The sequence below is a fragment of the Neisseria sp. P0009.S007 genome (genome assembly GCF_051962515.1).
The window spans coordinates 1-492 of sequence record NZ_JBQCVF010000866.1; the positions used below are offsets into that span (position 1 = coordinate 1).

Here is a 492-nt window from a genome sequence, read left to right on the forward strand (position 1 = left end):
GTCCGTTGAAGTCCGCCTGCGTCGGATGGGCGAGGGCGGTGTAGCGGTCAACCATCAGGGGCAGGGCGGCTTTGTCGAGCTTGCGGATGTCGTTGAGCAGCAGATAGCGCGATTCTCCGACGTAGCCGGTGCGCTGTTTGATGCCGGTGGCGAAGGCGATGAGGGCGGATTTCAGCGAGCCGGGCAGGACGATGACTTGGTCGTAACCTTGTTTGCCCAGTTCGCGCCCGATGCGCCAGCGTTTTTTCAGATCCAACGCGCCGTGTCCGAACGGGTTTTCAATGACGCGGCTGATTTCGGGCATACGCTCGAACACCGCCATCGACCATTTGGGCGCGAATGCGTCTATGGTGCAGCCGGGATGGAGTTCGTGCAGGCGGCGGTAAAGCGGCTGGGTCATGACGCAGTCGCCGATCCAGCTCGGGGTGATGATAAGGATTTTTTTGGACATGGTGGTAGGGTGGGTTTGTATTGCGCGATATTGTATAGGAA

General features: G+C 59.3%; 1 protein-coding gene. It reads right to left on the reverse strand.

Features of this window, described 5'->3' with window-relative positions; translation table 11 throughout:
- On the reverse strand, window positions 1-451 hold a 451-nt coding region (gene waaF, locus ACTHS3_RS16830), incomplete at its 3' end, for a lipopolysaccharide heptosyltransferase II (RefSeq protein ID WP_440368621.1).
- Window positions 452-492: the final 41 nt, after the last annotated feature.